Raw genomic sequence first — 18,316 nt, forward strand, 5'->3', positions numbered from 1 at the left:
GTTATTTCCGATTTTAGCCTAGAAAATAGAAATGAAAACTTAAAAAACTATCTTAAGTTTCTAAAAAAGTTGCATCGCGAATAGGTCGCAGCATAATTTTTTATTTAAAAAGATAACGGCAGTCTCTAGCATGTTTTGACAATAACTATTTAAATATCCCTTATTTTTGCACAAAACTTATTTCTTTTGAAAACTAAATTATTTTTAATTACGCCGCCTTTTACCCAACTGAATACACCGTATCCAGCAACCGCATATATTAAAGGGTTTCTGAATACTAAAGGCATTGAATCGGTACAAGCGGATTTAGGTATCGAAGTGATTTTGAAATTGTTTTCAAAAGAAGGGCTTATAGATTTGTTTAAAGTTTCAAGTTTAAAATTTAACGTTCTAAAAATTTCAGATAATTCCAAACGTATTTACGCTTTACAAGACGAATACATCAAAACAATCAATCCTGTAATTGCATTTTTACAAGGAAAAAATCCAACATTAGCACTCCAAATTTGTCAAGAAGATTTCTTGCCAGAAGCGTCCCGATTTGCACAATTAGAAGAATTAGATTGGGCTTTCGGTACTATGGGAACACAGGACAAAGCGAAACATTTGGCGACTTTGTACCTTGAAGATATCTCTGATTTTATTGTGGAACGTGTTGATTCTAATTTTGGATTCAGTCGCTATGCGGAACGTTTGGGTCGAAGCGCTAATTCGTTTGATGAATTGTATCAAGCTTTACAGCAAGAACCAACCTATATTGATACTATTCTTCTTTCGATTCTAAAAGAAAAAATAGAGAATATTCAACCCACAATGTTGCTGATTTCAGTTCCGTTTCCAGGGAATTTATATTCGGCTTTTCGTTCCGCACAATGGGTCAAAAAGCATTATCCGAAAATTAAAATTTCAATGGGTGGCGGTTTCCCAAATACCGAACTGCGTTCGCTTTCAGATGCACGCGTTTTTGAGTTCATTGATTATATCACGTTGGATGATGGCGAAAGACCAATTGAAGAATTAATAAATGCTGTCACTTTGAGCGCGTCATCCCGTGCGGAGTCGATAGAAGAGAAGCTATATAAGAGGACTTTTTTATTAGAAGATGGAAAAGTAGTTTATAAAAATAATTCATCAAGACCAGATTATAAGCAGTCAAAAGTAGGAACTCCGGATTATTCTGATTTGTTTTTGGATAAATATATTTCGGTTATCGAAATTGTGAATCCAATGCACCGCATGTGGAGCGACGGTCGCTGGAATAAGCTAACTATGGCACACGGTTGTTATTGGGGAAAATGTACTTTTTGTGATATTTCTTTGGATTATATTAAGATCTACGAACCCGTTGCTGCCAATTTATTGTGTGATCGAATGGAGGAAATGATTGCTCAAACAGGCGAGAACGGATTTCATTTTGTTGATGAAGCCGCTCCTCCAGCTCTAATGCGGGCTTTGGCACTCGAAATTCTTCGCAGGAAATTAGCAGTTACGTGGTGGACGAACATTCGATTTGAAAAAAGTTTTACAAAAGATTTATGTTTGCTACTAAAAGCTTCTGGTTGTATCGCTGTATCTGGTGGTCTCGAAGTCGCTTCGGATCGATTATTAAAGTTAATAGATAAAGGGGTTACGGTCGAACAAGTCGCGAAAGTGACTCGGAATTTCACTGAAGCAGGTGTAATGGTTCATGCCTATTTGATGTATGGTTATCCCACGCAAACGATTCAGGAAACGGTGGACAGTCTCGAAATGGTAAGACAATTGTTTGAAGTTGGCGTATTGCAATCTGGTTTTTGGCATCAATTTGCTATGACGGCACATAGTCCAGTTGGCTTGTATCCTGAAAAATTTGGTGTGGTAAAGGAAACCGAAGCGATTGGAACTTTCGCTAATAACGATATTAATTATACCGATTCAACCGGAATCGATCATGATAAATTCAGTTTTGGACTTAAGAAATCCTTGTTCAACTTCATGCACGGAATCTGTTTTGATTATGAATTGCAGGATTGGTTCGAGTTTAAAATTCCAAAAACTAAAATCTCGCCTGATTTCATTTTTGATGCTTTAGAAGAAGAGGATGATTTTAATATAAAACCAACTGCCAAAATTGTTTGGTTGGGAGGGAAGCCCTTTATAGAACATTTTACTAAATCTAAAAAAGGGAATTCTTGGGAATTGATGACGTTGACTTTTCATGATAAAAAAGAAAGTTTTAGCATTCAAACTAATAAAAAGGAAGGGGAATGGTTGACCGAAATACTTCTAAAAATCTCCGTTTCCAATGCTAAAATTTATACTTTTCAAGAAATTAAATTCGATTTTGAAACTCAATTGGAAGACTTCGAATTGTTTTGGTATTCAAAACCCATCAAAACCTTAAGAGAATTTGGGTTACTAGTTTTGTAAAGTTATTTTAGTAAAACTATACTAAATTAGCATAAAACATCTGTTTTAAAGGTACGCAAACGTTTTCTTTACTTATTTTTACATCCAATAAAAAATGTACTTATGAGTATTGGTTATAAAGTAAATGTAAATGACACTTTTCATTTTGATATTGAAAAGAAGGATATTTCACAATTAGACGCAGTGCGTATGGAAACAAATAAATTCCATATACTAGATGAAAACACCCCTTATAAAGCGGAAATCCTAACGTCCGATTTCAATCAAAAAAGCTATACCGTTAAGGTAAACAACAACACTTATACCGTATCGATAGCAAATCACCTCGACTTGCTCATCAAGGAAATGGGATTTGAAGTGGGTCTTACCAAGCAGGTAAACTTCATTAAAGCTCCTATGCCTGGACTAATTTTGGAAATTAGTGTTGTGGTGGGTCAAGAAGTGAAAGAAAACGATAATCTAATCATTCTTGGAGCCATGAAAATGGAAAACAGTTTCCTTTCGCCACGTGATGGGGTTATCAAATCTATTTCAATTGCCATGGGAGATGCAGTAGAGAAAGGGCAACTTTTAATTGAATTCGAATAATAAATTACCGCTAATTTGCTCATTTAAAATCGAGGACCCCAACATAAGGGAGTCTAGTAGAATTAAAAAACAGCGAATCTGTGGTTAAAATAATCAAAATGAAAAAAATATTAGTTGCCAATAGAGGGGAAATTGCCATCAGGGTAATGAAAACCGCACAAAAAATGGGCATTAAAACAGTTGCCGTTTATTCAACTGTAGATCGAAATGCACCTCACGTAAAATTTGCTGATGAAGCGGTTTGGATTGGTGAAGCACCTTCAAGTCAATCCTATTTGCTAGGACACAAAATCATTGAGGTAGCCAAAGCCTTAAATGTAGATGCAATTCATCCTGGTTATGGATTTTTGAGTGAAAATGCAGATTTTGCTGAAGAGTGTGAAAAAAATGACATCATATTCATTGGTCCAAAATCCAAAGCTATTAGGGTTATGGGGAGTAAATTAGCAGCTAAAGAGGCTGTTAAAGACTATAATATTCCTATGGTTCCAGGTGTAGACGAGGCAATTACAGATATCGAAAAAGCAAAAGTAGCTGCTAAAGCAATCGGTTTTCCTATTCTTATAAAAGCTTCAGCCGGTGGCGGTGGAAAAGGAATGCGTGTGGTGGAAAGTGAAAGTGATTTTGAATCTCAAATGAACCGTGCAATTAGCGAAGCAATTGCAGCCTTTGGGGATGGTTCTGTTTTTATCGAAAAATATGTAGCCTCACCACGGCATATCGAAATTCAAGTTATGGCTGACAGTCACGGAAATATATTGTATTTATTCGAAAGGGAATGCAGCATCCAGCGTCGTCACCAAAAAGTAATTGAAGAAGCACCTTCATCCGTTCTCTCGCCTGAATTGCGCAAGCAAATGGGAGAAGCGGCTGTTTTAGTGGCTAAATCATGTGATTATTTAGGTGCGGGAACAGTAGAGTTTTTATTGGACGAAAATAATAATTTCTATTTCCTTGAAATGAATACCCGCTTGCAAGTAGAACATCCTGTTACGGAATGGATTACAGGGACTGATTTAGTAGAATTGCAAATAAGAGTAGCGAGAGGCGAAGTTTTATCGATGAAGCAAGAAGATTTAAAAATCAAAGGTCACGCTGTCGAATTGAGAGTCTATGCAGAGGATCCTACAAATGACTTTCTACCAAGTGTTGGGAACTTGGAGGTATATGAATTGCCTGTGGGCGAAAATATACGCGTCGATAATGGTTTTGAACAAGGCATGGATATCCCTATTTATTACGATCCTATGTTGGCCAAGTTAATTACTTATGGAGCAACTCGTGAAGAAGCGATTCAGTTGATGATTAAAGCGATTGATGGGTATCATGTGGAAGGAGTACAAACTACTTTGCCTTTTGGGAAGTTTGTTTTTGAACATGAAGCCTTTCGTTCGGGAAATTTCGACACTCATTTTGTAAAGAAATATTACAATGCGGAGATATTGAAAAACCAAATGGCTAAAGAAGCCGAAATTGCAGCTCTTGTGGCTATGAAACAGTATTTTGAAGATCAGAAAATCATACGATTACCAATTCAGTAAATTATGGAATCTAAAATAAAAGTATTAAACAATAAAATTGCCGAAGCGCATTTAGGTGGTGGTAAAAAACGCATCGAGAAACAACATTCCAATAAAAAATTAACCGCCAGAGAGCGTGTTGAGTATTTAATGGATGAAGGATCTTTTGAAGAAATTGGTATGTTAGTTACACACCGTACTTCTGATTTTGGAATGGAAAAAGAATTGTATTATGGCGATGGTGTTATCACAGGATACGGAGCTATAAATGGAAGATTGGTTTATATATTTGCCCAAGATTTCACTGTTTTTGGCGGTTCATTGTCAGAAACTCATGCCGAAAAAATTTGTAAAGTCATGGATATGGCGGTCAAAATGGGAGCGCCAATGATAGGATTAAACGATTCTGGCGGAGCACGTATTCAGGAAGGTGTGCGTTCTTTGGGTGGTTATGCCGATATTTTTTATAGAAACGTTCAAGCTTCAGGAGTGATTCCTCAGATTTCAGCTATTATGGGCCCCTGCGCTGGTGGAGCGGTCTATTCTCCTGCCATGACTGATTTTACTATGATGGTAGAAGATACTAGTTATATGTTTGTCACAGGACCCAATGTTGTTAAGACCGTAACCAATGAAACTGTAACCTCAGAGGAATTAGGAGGGGCAAGTACACATTCAACTAAGTCAGGTGTGGCGCACTGCACTTCTGCAAATGATGTAGAATGTTTAGAGGATCTCAAGCGATTGCTGAGCTATTTGCCACAGAGCAATAAAGAAATAGCCCGCGATTTGCCTTATGAATTAGGAGATGAGATTCGGGAGCAATTATCAAATATAATTCCTGATAATCCTAATAAACCGTATGACATGCATAGTGTAATTGGCGGGATTATTGATGAAGATTCGTTTTTTGAAGTTCATAAAAATTATGCTGAAAATATTCTGGTGGGTTTTGCTCGATTGGGAGGAAAAAGCATTGGTATTATTGCTAATCAACCTATGGTTTTAGCAGGCTGTTTGGATGTGAACAGTTCCAAAAAAGCGGCACGATTTACCCGTTTTTGTGATTGTTTTAATATTCCTTTATTGGTTTTGGTGGATGTACCAGGTTTTTTACCTGGAACGGATCAGGAGTGGAATGGTATTATAGTTCATGGAGCTAAATTATTGTATGCCTTAAGCGAAGCGACCGTGCCAAGAGTGACGGTTATTACACGAAAAGCTTATGGAGGTGCGTACGATGTGATGAATTCAAAACACATTGGTGCCGATATGAATTTTGCTTGGCCAACTGCTGAAATTGCCGTAATGGGAGCTAAAGGTGCCTCTGAAATTATTTTCAAAAAAGAAATCAGTGATGCAGACGATCATGAAGCAAAATTATTAGAAAAAGAAGCAGAATATGCCACTTTGTTTGCTAATCCTTACACTGCTGCACAACGTGGTTTTGTGGATGAGGTGATTTTACCACAAGATACCCGCCGCAAATTGATAAAAGCATTTAGTATGCTTGAAAATAAAGAAAGTATCACTCCGAATAGAAAACACGGAAACATTCCTTTGTAATTTTTTGGGTAAAAATAAAACAACCAGCTCTAATCCAGCTGGTTTTTTTATGGGTACACTTTTAATGTAAATGAAGTGAAAAAAAAGTAAAATTGACTTTATGACTGCACGTATTGAAGGGATAGTAGTACCAAGGGAATTTTCAGATTGAACCTGTAGCTAAGAGAATATAGATTACTTGTCAAAATTATTTTTATTTAGAATTACGAATTGTATTGGCAACCCAATATCCTAAAAATTTTTAGCAACACACCACAATCTAACCATTACACGCTTAAATTAATTATAATTTCATTTTAAATTTCTCCAAGCAACTAATTTGAAGACGCCTAGTACTGAATTTACTAATGGCGTATTACAACACTAGTTGCAGTAGTGGTGGAACAAAAGTTAGCATTTCAACTTGATCGTCTTGTCCTTTAAAAGATAAAAACAAAGTGGAATGTAACAAGTAGTAAATCTGTAAAATTAGTTGGAAAAAATCTATTGTGTAGTTTAAAATTGGCAACAGTTAAGTTAAAGATTTTGTTGGAAAGTTTACGATTGTAAAACAGATGTTATAATGATGAACTTCATGAGTTTAAATAGTTGCAGTTTTTTTTTATCATAAAAAAAACATAACTTGCGCCAGCAAAAAAAGTGATATATCCTACAAAACATCAAGTAAGATGTTTTTGGTTTCTCTTTTTTTATCTGCCTACAATATGAAGAGATTAATTAACCTGAATACCTATTTTAAGCTATTGTTGCTGATCGCCTCAGCGACTGTATTCTTTTTTATACTTTATACTTCCTTATACCTTTATACCGTTCAAGAAGAACAGCACTTTTATAAAACTACTCACAGTCGATATAACAATGAAGTAAAATCCTTATTTATACTGAACTCTAGAACACCAACTGCCACAGTTATAGATGTTACATTTTGGGATGAGTTAGTTCAATTCACCAAAACAAAGGATAATAAATGGTATAATAAATACATCTCTAATGAATTTCAATCCTATGAGGCAGATTACGTTGGGATTTATGATTTAGACCGCAAATTATTAAATAAGACAAGATCATCTAAGATTAAAAGTTTTGACTTTATTCCTAAGGAGATGATGACTGCACTTTATAACTCTAAATTTAAAAGGTTCTATATTAAGCTTCCAGAAGGTGTTGTTGAAGTTTTTGGTGCGACAATACATCCTTCTAATGATCCAAAAAAGAATAAAACAAAACCTTCTGGTTATTTTTTTATGGCTCGACTTTTAGATGCGTCTTTTTTCGAGTCTTTAGAAGATATTAGTAGTTCTAAAGTTAGTATAGCATTTGCAAATCAAAAAATTAAGGCGGAAGATGATTTTGTAACTGTTGGGCTAAATTTAAAGGATTGGAAAAATAACATAGTAAGCACGTTGCTTTTTAAAAGACCTTTTAATTTAAATTACAGTAAAACGAAAGAAATTCTTTTTATAGTGGTCATAGCTTCGATCATTAATATTTTGATTTTCATTTATTATACTAAAAAATGGGTTTACGATCCTTTAAAATTAATTAAAAATATCTTAGAAACAGGCAGTAGTAATTCAATAACGAGTTTAAAGAAATCCAAAGGCGAGTTTGGTTATATTGGGAATCTTTTTGAAGAAAATAGCAATCAACGGAAACAATTAGAAATCGCTAAACAAAAGGCAGAAGAAAGCGATACTCTAAAATCTGCTTTTTTAGCTAATTTGTCGCATGAGATTAGGACTCCCATGAATGCCATAATTGGCTTTAGTGATTTGCTAATGGATGCTAATTTGAAAGAAAAGGAAAAAATAGACTATTTAAAAATCATAAAAAATAGCGGAAATAGCTTGGTTTCCATTATTGAGGATTTGATTGAAATGTCTAAAATTGATGCGAAGCAAATTACGCCAAATTATAAAGGGTTGGATTTAGAAAAATGTGTCGCAGAACTATATCACGCCATTAAGATTACTATTCCCAAAGATAAAGATATCGAGTTTTATATTGTAAAAAATCCTGAGGTCCTGCAAGGCACTATTATTACTGACGAAACGAAACTGAAACAGATTATCGTAAATTTAATTACAAATGCCGTTAAATTTACAGAGAAAGGTTTTGTTTCCTTTGGATATAAAATAAATAAAGAAAAAGAACTTTTAGAGTTCACGATCGAAGATTCGGGCCTTGGAATTAGTGAAAATTATTTAAAAATCATCTTTGATCGCTTCAGAAGAATTGAAGATAATTCCACAAATGACACCACAGGACTAGGCCTTGGTTTGTCTATTACTAAGGCGTATGTCGAAATGTTAGGTGGCGAAATAAATGTGAAATCAACAATTGGGTTTGGATCTATTTTTACGTTTACAATACCCTTGCGGTTTGATCAAACAATAAATAAAAATATTCAAAAGAAGTCAATTTCGTTTCCGGGTAATCATGAGAACGAAATAATTTTAATTGCTGAGGACGATAATATTAATTTCTTGTTGTTAAAGAAGATTATTGAATCAAAAAATCATACGGTTTTGCGAGCGCATAATGGCCAAGAAGCCGTAGCTATTTGTGTTGAAAATCCCAATATTAGTTTGGTCTTTATGGATATCAAAATGCCTATTTTAAATGGTTTCGAAGCATTCGAACAAATAAGAGCCATTAAACCAGAGCTTCCTGTAATAGCGCAGACTGCTTATTCTTCTTTTGAAGATAGAGAAAAAATCTTGCAGTTTGGTTTCGTCGATTACATTACAAAACCATTGGATAAAGAAAAAATATTTGAATTGTTGGATTCGATTTTTATGGAAATTAACTCCTAAATTCCATACCATTACGCTAGAGAACTCTATAAAGTCAATTTTTTTAATAAGTAGAAAACGTAAGAACCTAAAAGGTTATATTGGCACTTTCTTCTAAAGTAAAGAATTATAATTGCCAAACTGATTTCTTTTCAATCAGATCTAATAAAAAGCAATTGGATAATTTTAGCATGAATTTGAAAACATTTTCAGCTGCTTCCTAACTACCTTTACAACGAATTTTAAATACAACGAACATGATCTTTAAATCCATAAATCCATTTTCACAAGAAGTGATTGCTGAACATGAAGTATTAACAAATACGCAACTCAATCACAAGCTTAAATTGTCTGAAAACGCTTTTAAAGATTGGAAAACTACTTCTTTTCAAGAAAGAGCAGATAAAATGCAAAGACTTGCGGTTATTTTAAGAGAAAATAAAGAAAAATTAGGATTGCTTATTACGAATGAGATGGGCAAAATTATAGCTGAAAGTATGGCTGAAGTCGAAAAATCAGCAAGTAATTGTGATTTTTACGCAGAGCATGCAGAGGAAATGTTGCAAGACGAATATTATAGCACACCATTCAAGAGCATGTCTGTTTATGATCCTATGGGAGCTGTTTTTGCAATAATGCCATGGAATTATCCTTTTTGGCAAGTACTGCGTTATGCCGCACCAGCAATTATGGCGGGAAACGTTACCCTTTTAAAACATTCATCCAATGTAATTGGGTGTGCTAAGGCGATTGAAAGTGCTTTTTTAGAAGCCGGTTTTCCTGAAGGAGTTTTTCAACAAATAAGCATTGAAATACCGCAAGTCGAAAGTGTTATAGCTTCTGATATTGTCCATGGTATTACTTTGACCGGTAGCGAGGGGGCAGGTTCTTCAGTAGCTTCATTGGCGGGAAAACACATAAAAAAAACAGTAATGGAGTTGGGAGGTTCAGATGCTTTTATCGTGTTAAATGATGCTGAGCTAGAGAAAGCCGCCCATGTTGCGGCACAATCTCGAATGTTAAACGCGGGTCAGGCTTGCATCTGCGCGAAACGTTTTATAGTTACAGAAAAAGTAGCTGATGAATTTGTGTCACTTTTTACGCAAAATATAAAAGCATTAAAACAGGGTAATCCAGTACAAGAAGGAATTCATATGGGACCTTTGGCTCGATTAGATTTAGCAGAAACTTTAGGTGATCAATTGGAAAAATCACTAAAACAAGGAGCAAAATTAATAGTCGGAGGAGAGTGGGAAAGCTGTAATTTCCAGCCTACTTTAATTGATTTCGTAGCCGTTGATTCAATTGCATTTCAGGAAGAAACTTTTGGTCCACTGGCAACGGTTAGTAGAGCCAAAGATGAAAATGATGCCATTGCCATTGCCAATACTCATAGATATGGATTAGCTGCTGCAATCTGGACTGAAGACCGTGAGCATGCCTATACACTAGCAAGAAAAATAGAAGCAGGAAATGTTTTTGTGAATTCCTTAGTCCGTTCGGATTCGAGAGTTCCTTTTGGGGGAATAAAAAAATCTGGTTATGGTAGGGAGTTAGGAGCGGTTGGAATCAAAGAATTTATGAATATGAAATCATTAGTTATCGAATAATATTTTTTTCTTCAAAAGGGAAAGCTATAGTTTAATTAAAAAACGAGAATAGAAATTGTATTTACAAAATCTATTCTCGTTTTATTTTTTTGCTCTGATCAAAAGCGCTTTGTGTCTTTCCTTGCAAAGCGTATGTCCCTTTCTTAATAGGTATACATAACTGCTTTTAAATCTTTAGACTTGGTGGAAAGAATCACAATAAAAGGATATCCTTTATCAGCCGCATTTTGTTTTAATCTTCTTGCTGCTCCATCCTTAAAAGATTGATTACTTTCTCCTTTAGTTTTTCCTAAAAAGCTTGTAATCGTACCGGATTCTCGTAAGCCTTCGGTTTGTGAGGCATTTAACACGATGACTTTCGTATAATCGGCCTTGCCAGATGGTATTATCTTTTCGGATATGGTTTTAGCTTCATTTTTCGATTTTTCGTGTAGTTGGGAAATTGCGAATTGGCTAACTTTCTTTTCTTCGTTGCTTTCTACATTGGTATAGTAAACTAAATTGTTTTCAATTTTAATGAAGTTTACCTCCATTGTTTCTCCGTTATGTTTTGTAATCTCATGAGTTTGTGCCATCACTGAGACCGTAAGTGAAAGTGCGAGTATTGTGAATATATTTCTCATTATAGTATAGATTTTTATCTAGGTGTTTTTTTAAGCTTTTTGTACGTGTATTTCCTTTTTTTTATGGACGCTGGAATTCGTTATCCTTGCTTTGGTGGTGGAGTAGTATTTTGTAAGGCATATTCCTTCATGCTAAACAAATCAGTAGAATGAATCCTGATTTTTTCGAAAGTAAAAAATTCTAAAGAGTGGTGACATTCAATAGTCGTTAGGAAAAGTGTTTTTGTTTGGGTTTCTAAATTATTTTCCTCTAAGTTCTTTTCTGATTGTTCGTAAAAATCAAATTTTTTATCACCAGTTAGTACAGCAAATCCATCACTTATCCATACAAAAGAGAAAGTGACCAATGCTAAAAATAAATAAGTTTTGACCAGTATTTGATTCATTTCCTAAAAATAATAAAAAAGGAAACTAAACACAATTAAAATTTTCATAAAAAAAATAAAGAGCAATTTGTTTCGATGCTTTAAATCGATGGTTTGGGCGTTGTCAAAATAGGGTGTAACATTATTTTAGCAAGAATAAATCAAATAATTTGTTGTTTTGTATTTTTTTGATAAATTATTTATTTTTATTGTAAATGTATTTTTTAATGGGGGTGTCTTTAAAATAAAACGTTTAAAAACGATATTTTTGGATTTAAAAACTAAAAAATTATTTAAAAATTCAAAAAAAACAGGGGTAAAGAATAAAATAATATTATTGAATTTTTAAAATAGGTCCTAAAAAATAGGGAATAAACATTTAATTTTATTCATTTTTCGTTATTGATAATTCTTCTTAAATCTCGATAAAAAAGTAGAAAATAGTAATTCAAGTGGGATAAAAGTTAATAAATTCGCTTTAATAAAAAGAGAATTTTAGGGTATAAAAGGCATTAAAAATAATTATTTATTGATCTAATACTGTCTTAAAACTCCAAAAATTAAAACCAAAACCGATTAATTATCAAACTTATTACGAATCAAAACAACCAAACATGAAAAACCAACTAGCTACTTTAGTAATTTTACTAACAACTACCTTAACATTTGCACAAGAAACAACTCCTGCTCCAGCAATCACTTTTGCAGGATCAGCGGACGCCTATTACAAGTATGATTTTTCTGGGATAGATAACAGTTTAACGAGTTTTACGAATTCTCATAACTCCTTTGAATTAGGAATGGCTTCTATCGAGGCTTCCCATAAAATGGGTAAAGCATCTGTTTTTGTAGATTTAGGTTTTGGAAATAGAGCGGCTCAATTTACTTATAATGATGGGCCGGAAACATTTATGATTAAACAATTGAATTTTACTTATGAATTTTCAGATAAATTTAAAGTAACCGCTGGAAGCTTTGGTACTCACATTGGATATGAATTAGTAGATGCAGTCGATAATAAGAATTACAGTATGTCTTATGCATTTACTTATGGTCCTTTCTTTAATACGGGCGTAAAAGCACAATATACATCAGGAAAGTTTAGCCTTATGGCTGGTGTTTCGAACCCAACCGATTTTAAAACAGCAATTGAAGCGGGTTCCTCTCAGAAAACATTTATCGGGCAGGTAGCATTTTTGGGAGATAGCGGGAGTGCTTACTTTAATGTAACTTCAGGTAGTAGTAATCCATCATCAGACGAAAATAAAACCCAATTTGACTTTGTGGGAACAAAAAAAGTAAGTGACGTTTTTTCACTAGGATTCAATGGAACGTACGCAATGACTAATAACGATTTTAATAAGGCGTTAGATGGCGAATGGTTTTCTTTAGTAGGATATGCAAATGTAACTTTCAAAGAATCTTTAAGTTTAGCCTACAGATTGGAATATTTAGATGCTAAGGAGGCTACCGCAGGACTAGGTTTGCTTGCTGGGACGAGCGTTGTGGGTAATACCTTGTCCTTAAATTATAAAGTGGGAAATCTGACTATTATACCAGAGTTTCGCGTAGATATGGCCTCAGAGGATATCTTTTCAAATAGTGATGCTGCACCAAAAGGAGTAACTGCTTATGCTTTACTCGCAACTACCTATTCATTCTAATTCCAATACTATTTTTTTTTTTTGCTGCCAGAATGCTTTTAAGTATTTTGGCAGTTTTTTTATAAGGTAAAGTAAGTAAAATCAAAATATTGAAAAGCGAACTTTTTGCAACGATTCGTTCTTTTTTAATCCTAGAAGAGGAAAGGTGTTGGAATTATTGTATTGAAAAGGTCGTTGGTTAAAATAGCTCTTGCTCTGCATGAAATGATTGAACTAAACACTTTGTAATATTTTAGCTTTGGTTTAAATAAAGGTTTTTATCACAGACTATCAATTTTGAAATCATGAACTCATTTTTGAATCTGGAATTAAATTTTACTGATTTTTCTCGATTTAACCTTGCGTACATTTGATCAGTTGTACTAAATAGTTGACCATCGAATTCGTAATAATTTAATTTTTTTGGCTATTAATTTCTAAATATCAATTTAAAAAAATAGGGGATTGACAGTATATTATTAGTAGTAGTACGATAGCTTTTTGTGGTATTGTGTAATAACTAGTACAACTAAAAATAGTCTTATAAGAAGCCTAGAAGAAGTTTTTAATTTTTAATCCCGTACTTGTTTATTGCTTTTTATAAATAGAATAAATAGTGTTTATCGTTTTTTCATCTAAAAGATCATTTACTTCAGTTTGAATAAAATGTAGCTTGAATGCGATAATTGCAGCGGACAAATTCTTAGTATCATATCCTATTATTCGTAAGCCTTGTTCTATGTTGAAAGTAGCGGGAGGGGTCTCTAAAAAAGTATCAGGCCAAATTCCAAACCCTTTTTCGGCTAATATTTTCCATGGAAATAAAGCACTTGGATCCTTTTTCCGCGTTGGTGCAATATCAGCGTGACCTATAATATTTTGGGACGGAATATTGTAGTCTTTTTTTAACTTAGTTAAAAGAGCCAGTAAGCTGTTGATTTGCAGTTCAGAAAAAACTTCAGATCCATTATTGTCTAGTTCAATACCTATTGATGTAGAATTAATATCCGTATTTTTTCCCCAAGAACCATTTCCAGCGTGCCAAGCTCTTAAATAGTCATTTAGCATTTGAATCACTTTACCATCATCTGAAATTACATAATGAGAGCTTACTTGCGGCGCTATTTTTGTAAATGTATTTATGGTTTGTTGCAGAGAATCTTGTGCGGTGTGATGAATAATAATGAAGTTAGGTTTTCTTAAATTAAAATTTACGGTTCCTATCCATTCTGTATTGATTCCGTTTTCTAATGGGGTAGAACCCATTTTGAAAATCGTGTCCTTATAAGTCTGTAATTGCTGTGTGTATAAAGTATCAATATTTAGTATTACATTAGGAATGACCGGCAAAGGATGCGGATCTTTATTTGAAATAGTTTCTTTTAATGATTTAAGTTTCTCGTCATATACTTTCTCACTTTTTTTGTAAGGATTGGGAGAGCAGGAAGTAATAATGCCGGCAAAAATCAGATAATAAAAAATTTTTCTCATGTAGGTTTATTTAACAATGGGCTGTAAGCAATTATTTAGATTTTTTTTTGGATTTTTTCGGATTTTTTGCCGCTTCATTAAGGGCGACAAATTTTTCTTTCTGGTCCTTATTCAGTAACTCCATTATTTTTCTATCTGTAACCTCTGCAAGAACTTTCAAGTTTTCCATTTTAAGTTCTTGGCTAGTCTCCGCCTTCATAAGCATGCCCTGCGTTCTAATGCTCTCGTTCAAAATATTAGAAAGAGCCACTACTTGAAGTTCATCTAGAAGGAGTTCGGGTTTTATTCGCTCGATTATTTTTGCAACCGTAACTTCCACAGGAATCTCCTTCGGTTTTTCCTGTGTTCTATTTTGATCCATCGAACTATTCATGCGGCGATTACCACCATTATTATTTCCATAACCATTATTGAATCCACCATTTCCAAATTGTGCGGAAACAGTATTTGAAAATAATGCAATAAACAGGACCGTTAGAATAGATTGAAGTGGTTTCATAATTAATGTTTTAAATCAAATATTATAAATTTAAGCGGGTTCTCCGTATAAATCAAATTCTGTTGCTTCTGTAATTTTTATTAGAACAAATTCGCCAGTTTTCACATAATGCTTTGAAGCATCTATTAAGACTTCGTTATCTACATCAGGACTATCAAATTCTGTGCGTCCTACAAAATGACCTCCTTCTTTTCTATCGATAATACACTTGAAAACTTGACCTACTTTTTCTTGGTTTAAATCCCAAGAAATTTGTGATTGTAATTCCATTATTTCATTGGCACGATCTTGCTTCACCTGGTCTGGAACATCATCTTCAAGTAAATAAGCATGTGTATTTTCTTCATGAGAATAGGCAAAACAACCCATTCTATCAAACTTCATTTCTTGAACGAAATCTTTCAGTATGTTAAAATCCTCTTGCGTTTCTCCTGGATAACCTACAATTAAAGTCGTACGAATAGCCATTCCCGGAACCGCAGCGCGGAATTCTTTTAGTAATTTAGTTGTTTTTGCTTGAGTAGTTCCACGACGCATAGATTTCAAAATTGAATCTGAAATGTGTTGCAATGGAATATCTAAATAATTACAAATTTTAGGCTCTCGCTTCATGATTTCCAATACTTCCATAGGAAACCCAGTAGGGAAAGCATAATGCAAACGAATCCATTCGATTCCTTCTACCTTAACTAGCGCTTCTAATAATTCTCCAAGGGCTCTTTTTTTGTAAATATCCAAACCGTAATAGGTCAAATCCTGAGCTATCAAAATTAATTCTTTTACGCCATTTTTAGCTAGCCCTTCAGATTCTTTTACTAGTTTTTCAATAGTTTGGGAAACATTTTTTCCTCGCATTAATGGGATTGCACAAAAACTACAGGGTCTATCGCAACCTTCTGAAATTTTTAAATAAGCGTAGTTTTTAGGGGTGGTCGTTAAACGTTCTCCTAATAATTCATGCTTGTAATCAGCGCCTAAAGCTTTTAGTAAAGCAGGCAATTCCGTAGTGCCAAAAAACTGATCCACATTAGGGATTTCTTTTTCTAAATCGGGACGGTAACGTTCTGACAAACATCCGGTAACAAATACTTTGTCAACAAGTCCTCTTTCTTTTTTATCAGCATACTCTAAAATCATATTCACTGATTCTGCCTTAGCATTATCAATAAACCCACAAGTATTTATTACAATAATATTTCCTTCTTCGGCTTCCGGAGCTTCGTGCGTAACGTCTTTTCCGCTTGCGCGAAGCTGACCCATAAGTACTTCACTGTCATATACATTCTTTGAACACCCAAGAGTGATCACGTTTATTTTATTCTTTTTTAAAGACTTCGTTCTCATATCATTAGAATCCCTATAATTTGGGAATTTTGCAAAATTACAATTTTTATTTAAACTGAACTTGTTTCAGTTTCTATTAATTCGTTTCGAACCATAAAACTTTGTGTTTTTTATGGAGCTATTCCTGCTGTTCGTTGCAATCTCCCGCTAAAAAGCGGGAGGATTTTCACTGCCATCAGGGCTAAAAAAAATCCGTTTCATAATCACGAAACGGATTTCTTATACTAATTTTAGTACTTTATAATTCGAATAGCAAGGTTAGTGAAACAGCGTTGTTTACAGCATCTATGCTTGCGCCATCAGTAAGTCCTTGACTAAAAAATCCTTGTTGTGTATTTCTTTTGGCATACGAGTAGGCTAAATCAACTTTTGTTGAGCCAAAACTATAACCTAAACCACCTGAATAACCAGTCAAATCGCCTACAGTTACAGCATTTTTGTACGGGCTTTGTTCGTAGCGGTATCCTGCTCTTAAACTTAAAGCCTCAATTTTATATTCAGCGCCTATTCTTAATTCGCCAGTAGAGGCTAAAGTGGAATTCATTTCACTATTTAAATTATTAAAATAAGAATCATTTTCAGGTTTGAATTTAGTATTGCTGTAATCCTTCATAGCATAATCAACGCTTATTAAACCGGATTTCCCAAAAACATAAGCAAAACTTCCAGTTAACTTACTTGGTGTTTGCAGTTTATAAAGTTCGTACCTGTTTACGTACTGAGGATTTATATCATTAGTGATATCATCAGCATTTGAAGCACTCCTTACGACAACTAGTCTTTGAGATAATTCATCATTTAAGTTGTACCATGTAGATGATTCATAAGCAAGACCCACACGAACTTCATTTGTCAATTTTGCAATGGCTCCTACTTGGAACGAGAATCCTGTGCCATACGTGTATAAATCGTTTTCAAAACTCAATCTGCTTACAGTATAATCTGCTGTTACGGGTGCATTATTATCTTCATAAAAAGTAGATGATTTGCGATAGTCCGTAAAATGAGAATTCAAATTAAGTCCTATATATAACTTATCATTATATGATGTTGCAGCATTAAAAGATAGTTTTCCATTATAACCAGTGCTATAGATAGAATTTTCTTGGTAATAATTTCCTCCAGCTGGAACATTTGAAGTATAAGGAGAGTTGTTGTTATTGGTGTCAACGGCATCAATGACGAAGCCTTGATATCCTAAAAATGCTTGCTGAGCGGAGAATCCGTTTAAGTTTTGATATTGATTATTAGGAAGACTAGTCCCTAAAAATGAATATAAATCTGAGATTGTTTCTCCAGGTACTCTGTTTACAAATTCTTGCGGGACAGGGGCTCCATTATTTGAATTGTTGGCATAGCTCAAAAAGTAATTAGCTATTGAATTGTTTGGATTCGTTCCTGCGGAAAATAATCCATTATCAAAATTATTAGTATTTTCATAATTGATACCGAGCGAAACTTTTTTCCAATTGCTATTCCCTTTGCTGTTAAATACAAAGACAGCTCCAGCTTGATTTAAATCGAAAGAATTGTTTTTTTCGGTCGTTGAGGTTCCAAAGTAGTTCGAATTGTTTTTAAGGTCGTAATTACTTAGAGTAATGGACATTTGGTTATTCGAAAAAATGGCGGAACCTGCTGGATTTACATTTATGGAAGATAAATCTCCTCCTAATGCTCCAAACGCACCACTCATAGCCCTGAACCGAGCTGTACCGCTCAAATTATCTTGTGAATAGCGAAGTGCATCAGAGATTTCTTGTGATTGCGCAACGCTGATAGTGAAGCCTAATGCTACTAAAAAAAAATATTTTTTCATATAATGGAATCGTTATAATTTAATACTATAAAAAAGAAAGGAACTTC

The 18,316-nt window shown here is 34.1% G+C and carries 13 protein-coding genes; 7 read left to right on the forward strand and 6 right to left on the reverse strand.

Translation table 11 applies throughout. From position 1 onward, the window contains the following. Window positions 1-186 precede the first annotated feature (186 nt). The 6 genes from BUC11_RS13865 to BUC11_RS13890 all read left to right on the forward strand — a co-directional run bounded on the left by BUC11_RS13865 (window position 187) and on the right by BUC11_RS13890 (window position 10,488). Window positions 187-2,409: a B12-binding domain-containing radical SAM protein gene (locus BUC11_RS13865; protein WP_073355017.1), complete on the forward strand. Its 2,223-nt coding sequence runs from the start codon at window positions 187-189 to the stop codon at window positions 2,407-2,409. 102 nt (window positions 2,410-2,511) lie between these two features. Beyond that, window positions 2,512-2,997 (forward strand): acyl-CoA carboxylase biotin carboxyl carrier protein subunit, encoded by a 486-nt coding sequence (locus BUC11_RS13870; RefSeq protein ID WP_073355019.1) that lies wholly within the window; start codon window positions 2,512-2,514, stop codon window positions 2,995-2,997. Window positions 2,998-3,095: 98 nt separating this feature from the next. Then, the gene (gene accC, locus BUC11_RS13875; protein ID WP_073355020.1) at window positions 3,096-4,538 is read left to right on the forward strand and encodes an acetyl-CoA carboxylase biotin carboxylase subunit; all 1,443 of its coding nucleotides are present in this window, start codon (window positions 3,096-3,098) and stop codon (window positions 4,536-4,538) included. Window positions 4,539-4,541: 3 nt separating this feature from the next. Next, on the forward strand, window positions 4,542-6,083 hold the full coding sequence (locus BUC11_RS13880; protein WP_073355022.1) for an acyl-CoA carboxylase subunit beta: 1,542 nt from the start codon (window positions 4,542-4,544) through the stop codon (window positions 6,081-6,083). A gap of 704 nt (window positions 6,084-6,787) precedes the next feature. Further along, the gene (locus BUC11_RS13885; protein WP_073355024.1) at window positions 6,788-8,899 is read left to right on the forward strand and encodes a response regulator; all 2,112 of its coding nucleotides are present in this window, start codon (window positions 6,788-6,790) and stop codon (window positions 8,897-8,899) included. Between the two features lie 236 nt (window positions 8,900-9,135). Then, window positions 9,136-10,488 (forward strand): NAD-dependent succinate-semialdehyde dehydrogenase, encoded by a 1,353-nt coding sequence (locus BUC11_RS13890; RefSeq protein WP_073355025.1) that lies wholly within the window; start codon window positions 9,136-9,138, stop codon window positions 10,486-10,488. 143 nt (window positions 10,489-10,631) lie between these two features. On the opposite strand, the gene BUC11_RS13895 is transcribed toward BUC11_RS13890, so the two are convergent. Then, complete coding sequence (locus BUC11_RS13895; RefSeq protein ID WP_073355027.1) at window positions 10,632-11,111, reverse strand: hypothetical protein; 480 nt, start codon at window positions 11,109-11,111, stop codon at window positions 10,632-10,634. Between the two features lie 80 nt (window positions 11,112-11,191). Next, the gene (locus tag BUC11_RS13900; protein WP_073355029.1) at window positions 11,192-11,497 is read right to left on the reverse strand and encodes a hypothetical protein; all 306 of its coding nucleotides are present in this window, start codon (window positions 11,495-11,497) and stop codon (window positions 11,192-11,194) included. Window positions 11,498-12,090: 593 nt separating this feature from the next. Between BUC11_RS13900 and BUC11_RS13905 the strand changes: the two genes are divergently transcribed. Further along, window positions 12,091-13,140, forward strand: coding sequence for an outer membrane beta-barrel protein (locus BUC11_RS13905; RefSeq protein ID WP_073355030.1), 1,050 nt, complete (start codon window positions 12,091-12,093; stop codon window positions 13,138-13,140). Window positions 13,141-13,707: 567 nt separating this feature from the next. Here the strand turns inward: BUC11_RS13905 and BUC11_RS13910 are convergent. The 4 genes from BUC11_RS13910 to BUC11_RS13925 all read right to left on the reverse strand — a co-directional run bounded on the left by BUC11_RS13910 (window position 13,708) and on the right by BUC11_RS13925 (window position 18,269). After that, window positions 13,708-14,610, reverse strand: a complete 903-nt coding sequence (locus BUC11_RS13910) for an N-acetylmuramoyl-L-alanine amidase (RefSeq protein ID WP_073355032.1) — start codon at window positions 14,608-14,610, stop codon at window positions 13,708-13,710. A gap of 31 nt (window positions 14,611-14,641) precedes the next feature. Then, entirely contained in the window at window positions 14,642-15,109 is a 468-nt protein-coding gene (locus BUC11_RS13915; protein WP_073355033.1) for a hypothetical protein, read from the reverse strand. A 30-nt stretch (window positions 15,110-15,139) separates the two neighbouring features. Then, window positions 15,140-16,453: a 30S ribosomal protein S12 methylthiotransferase RimO gene (rimO, locus tag BUC11_RS13920; RefSeq protein WP_073355035.1), complete on the reverse strand. Its 1,314-nt coding sequence runs from the start codon at window positions 16,451-16,453 to the stop codon at window positions 15,140-15,142. Between the two features lie 238 nt (window positions 16,454-16,691). Continuing rightward, a complete protein-coding gene (locus BUC11_RS13925) occupies window positions 16,692-18,269 on the reverse strand; it encodes an OmpP1/FadL family transporter (RefSeq protein WP_073355037.1) in 1,578 nt (525 codons plus the stop codon). Window positions 18,270-18,316: the final 47 nt, after the last annotated feature.

Origin of the sequence: Flavobacterium xanthum, assembly GCF_900142695.1 — a bacterium.
Lineage (GTDB): Bacteria > Bacteroidota > Bacteroidia > Flavobacteriales > Flavobacteriaceae > Flavobacterium > Flavobacterium xanthum.